Annotated in this window: 4 protein-coding genes and 1 pseudogene; 2 read left to right on the top strand and 3 right to left on the bottom strand. The window is 62.5% G+C overall.

Going from position 1 to position 3,465, the window contains the following annotated elements:
• Positions 1 to 166: 166 nt before the first annotated feature.
• Together OKC30_RS20255 and OKC30_RS20250 are read right to left on the bottom strand one after the other, a co-directional pair.
• Positions 167 to 759: pseudogene (locus OKC30_RS20255) on the bottom strand (MliC family protein).
• Positions 760 to 869: 110 nt separating this feature from the next.
• Positions 870 to 1,238: a DUF2061 domain-containing protein gene (locus tag OKC30_RS20250; protein WP_039040193.1), complete on the bottom strand. Its 369-nt coding sequence runs from the start codon at positions 1,236 to 1,238 to the stop codon at positions 870 to 872.
• Positions 1,239 to 1,417: 179 nt separating this feature from the next.
• Here OKC30_RS20250 and OKC30_RS20245 point away from each other — a divergent pair, with 179 nt between their 5' ends.
• The gene (locus OKC30_RS20245; protein WP_010675517.1) at positions 1,418 to 1,639 is read left to right on the top strand and encodes a hypothetical protein; all 222 of its coding nucleotides are present in this window, start codon (positions 1,418 to 1,420) and stop codon (positions 1,637 to 1,639) included.
• 114 nt (positions 1,640 to 1,753) lie between these two features.
• On the opposite strand, the gene OKC30_RS20240 is transcribed toward OKC30_RS20245, so the two are convergent.
• Positions 1,754 to 2,350: an FMN-dependent NADH-azoreductase gene (locus OKC30_RS20240; protein WP_102948404.1), complete on the bottom strand. Its 597-nt coding sequence runs from the start codon at positions 2,348 to 2,350 to the stop codon at positions 1,754 to 1,756.
• Between the two features lie 109 nt (positions 2,351 to 2,459).
• On the opposite strand from OKC30_RS20240, the gene OKC30_RS20235 reads away from it, so the two are divergent.
• Positions 2,460 to 3,389, top strand: a complete 930-nt coding sequence (locus OKC30_RS20235) for a LysR family transcriptional regulator (protein ID WP_160839289.1) — start codon at positions 2,460 to 2,462, stop codon at positions 3,387 to 3,389.
• Positions 3,390 to 3,465: the final 76 nt, after the last annotated feature.

Raw genomic sequence — 3,465 nt, 5'->3', positions numbered from 1 at the left:
CATTTACTGGTAACCCATTGATATTAAATGACTAAAATTTTCATTTTTTGTTCTTGGGATACTTGTTCGCACTTTCCATAGGTAAAAGGGGGCGAGCGGCCACCAACTGGTGACCCACTTGCTGCCTGTTCGGGAGTGGTTGCCCGGCCTCTGGCCTGGCGGGGGATCAGTTGCCCGGGATCTCGTTGCAGTTGAGGGTGGGCTGACCGTAGCGCTCCAGCCTGGCGTCGCTCCCCTTGGTCCAGAGGGTGAGGTTTTGCCCCTCGTACCGGGCGCCGCTGGCGCTGGGGGTCTCATAGGCGAGCACCTGCTGCTGGTTGTTACCCTCGCTCAGGTTGATCATGGCGGCGGGCCGCTTGGCCTCGTTGTAGAAGTAGGTGGAGAGGGTGACGCTCTTGCCGCACTGGTAATCGACCGGCGTCGGTACTCTCAGCTGGCCCCTTTTATCTGCAACTCGGTGATCCGCAACTGGTAGCTCTCTTCCACGCACTGGCGCAGATCGCCCGCCTTCCAGCAGTCGTTGCGCCCCTTGATCCAGCCGCGCTGGATGGCACGCTCGCTCTTCTGCTGCTCGGGGGAGAACCCGGCAATCGCCTTGGGATAGAGGGCTGACAGCTCGTTATCCAGCGCAGCCAGTCCGGCATCCTTGCAGATAAGGGTTTCGGCGGCGCCTTTCGTCTTGGCGCACTCGAAGGACGGGGTGGCCGCCGCGGCCAGCAGAGGGGAAAACAGCAGGGTTCCAAGCAAAATCTTGTTCATCGACAGGGCTCCAACAGGGGGCGTGATGCCCCGTGATCAGAGCACACTTTACACCCGAAGTAGGCAGGTGCACCCCGTGTTTTTGGGTGCCGGGCGGCCCTGCATGGCAATCAGACACCGGCCAGCGCCAAGGTCTGGCGGCTGCGCCACAGCCGCTCGTGGAAGAAGAAGACGACGGTGTTGATGGCAGGTTCGATCAGTGCCATCACGCCGCCGGTGAGCAGCTCACCACTCAGCAGGTAGGCGACACCGAAGGCCACCGAGAAGTGGACCAGGGCGAAGCTGCTAGTCTTGGCCTGCAGGCTGTGGTGGGGCTTGAGCTTGTGCCAGCCAAGGTCGTGGAAGTAGAAGGCGACCGTGTTCACGGCGGGCTCGATGAGGGCGATCAGGCTGGCGGTGAGCAGTTCGCCGGTCAGCAGGTAAGCCACGGTGAAGGCGACACAAAAGTGCAGGATGGCGAAGCTGATGGTCTTTTTCATGGTGGTGTCTCCTCTGGCGATGAAGGCAGTATCACCCAGAACCCCATCAAATGAAAACCATTCTCATCTATTGGCGAAATAGAAAATGCCTATCGACCAGGAAGGCACCACCAGATAGGGAGTTGCCCGGGACCGCAACGGCGCTAGAGTGTGCCTTTTGCCATGAAAAAGGAGCTTTCATGACCATCAACTCCAACCTGTTTGTTCTCTTCATGCTGCTGCTGATGATCGTCGTCGGCGTGGTGGCCTGGCGACTGGCCCGGCGCAAGAGCCGCCACCCGGGGCTTGTCACCTTCCTGTGCGTGCTGCTCTGCCTGGTGCCGCCCTTTGCCCTGCTGGCGCTGCTCATTCTGGCGCTCTGGCGGGACATGCCCGCAGGCCCCGATGCCAGACAAGCCTAGTCCCCCTCAGCCGCCACTGCCGCAGTCATAGAAAAGCCCCTTGCGGGGCTTTTTTACTTGGAATGTCCCGCGCAGCAGGCGGCCGGTTGGAAGGGGCAAGATCGGGTGATGGCCCTACCTGCCGAGGCCAGCGATCCGAGCATGGGCTTCGCGCATTCCCTGTTCCGCCCCGTGGGGGTGCAGATCCATCCCCTCTGCGTAGACGAAGTCCACCGGGATGCCCATCAGGCCGAGCACGGACTCGAGGTAGGGGGTGACCGCATCTGTCGTCTGTCCCTGATGCACGCCGCCGCGGCTGCTGAACACCAGGGCGTTGACCCCCTCCACCAGCCCCATGGGGTAGGTGTCGGTGTAACGGAAAGTCACCCCGGCCCGTGCCACCAGATCGAACCAGTTCTTGAGGGGTGTCGGTACATTGAGGTTGTACATGGGGGCGCCGATCAGCAGCAGGTCGGCGGCCTTGAGTTCGGCAATCAGCCGATCCGACAGCGCCACCGCCTGCCGGATGGCCTCATTGGCCGGTTCAGCCCCGCGCAGGGCGTGAAACAACGGGCTGTCGAGGACGGGCAAGTCGAGGGCGGTCAGGTCACGCACCACCACCTGGTCCTGATGGCCCTGCTCCCGGCGTGTTTGCAGGAAGCGCTCCATCAACTGGTTGGTGCGGGATACGGGGCCGTTGAGGCTGGATTGCAGCAGCAGGATCTGGCTCATGAGGGAAACTCCATCTGAAACGTGTGAAGAATGAAGGGAGCTTACCAGTCATTTTTTTCCGCAGTGCTGATAGTATTTCGCCATATTGGTTCCAAAAGGTATGCAATAGATGGCAAACACGCTCAATGGCATCGATCTCTTCGCCACCGTGGTGGAGGCGGGCAGCTTCGCCCAGGCGGCGGAGCGGCTTCACCTCACCCGCTCGGCGGTGGGCAAGGGGGTGGCGCGGCTGGAGCTGCGTCTCGGCGTGCAACTGTTTCATCGCACCACCCGCAGCCAGAGCCTGACCGAGGAGGGGGCGCTCTTCTATCGCCACTGCCTGCGGGCGCTGGAGGAGGTACGTCTTGGGGAAGCGGCGCTGGCCACCAACAAGCTTACCCTCAACGGCAGATTGAAGGTCTCCATGCCGGTCCTGTTCGGCCAGCAGTGCGTGGCCCCCATTTTGCTGGCGCTGGCGAAGGCGCATCCCGGGCTGGCCCTGGAGCTGTCGTTCAGCGATCGCAAGGTGGATCTGGTGGAGGAGGGGATGGATCTGGTGATCCGCAACGCAGAGCCGCCGGACAGCCTGGATCTGGCGGCGCGCAGGCTCGGGGAGCACGGCATGACGCTTTGCGCCTCGCCCGCCTATCTGGCCGAGCGGGGGGAACCTGTGACCCTGGCTGAGCTACCGGATCATGAGTGCATTGCCTATCTGCGCCAGGGGCGGGTGCTGTCGTGGTGGTGGCAGGAGGCCGAGGCATGGCGCGAAGTCCAGCCCAGAGGGCGGTTGCAGATGGACGATCTCAACGCCATCACCCAGGCAGCCATCGCGGGCTTTGGTCTCGCCTGGCTGCCGACCTGGCTGGCGCGGCCTCACCTTGAGCGGGGCGAGCTGCGCGAGCTGCTGGCCCGATTGCCGGGTCGGCGCTATCCCATCAACGCCCTCTGGCCCCGTGGTCCGCATCTGCCCCTCAAGACCCGGCTCGCCATCGACTGGTTGGCGAGCCGCCTGCCCGAGCAGCTGGCCAGCGTGAACGTGCCGGGTCATCAGCCCCAATGAAAAAGGTTCATCGCGGCTTTCCGGGGAAGGCCGCCTTGATTTTCAGAAAAAAGTATTCTGAGTCCCTAAATCCATA

Source organism: Aeromonas sp. QDB18, from assembly GCF_027705325.1.
GTDB lineage: Bacteria > Pseudomonadota > Gammaproteobacteria > Enterobacterales > Aeromonadaceae > Aeromonas > Aeromonas caviae.
Note: the sequence above shows the minus strand (reverse complement) of the source record. Positions and strands in the feature narration are given on the sequence as shown.

Excerpts from the sequence above, each read along its gene's own strand:
- OKC30_RS20250 (WP_039040193.1), bottom strand. The coding sequence starts at position 1,238 with ATGAAAAAGACCATCAGCTTCGCCATCCTGCACTTTTGTGTCGCCTTC.
- OKC30_RS20245 (WP_010675517.1), top strand. The coding sequence starts at position 1,418 with ATGACCATCAACTCCAACCTGTTTGTTCTCTTCATGCTGCTGCTGATG.
- OKC30_RS20240 (WP_102948404.1), bottom strand. The coding sequence starts at position 2,350 with ATGAGCCAGATCCTGCTGCTGCAATCCAGCCTCAACGGCCCCGTATCC.
- OKC30_RS20235 (WP_160839289.1), top strand. The coding sequence starts at position 2,460 with ATGGCAAACACGCTCAATGGCATCGATCTCTTCGCCACCGTGGTGGAG.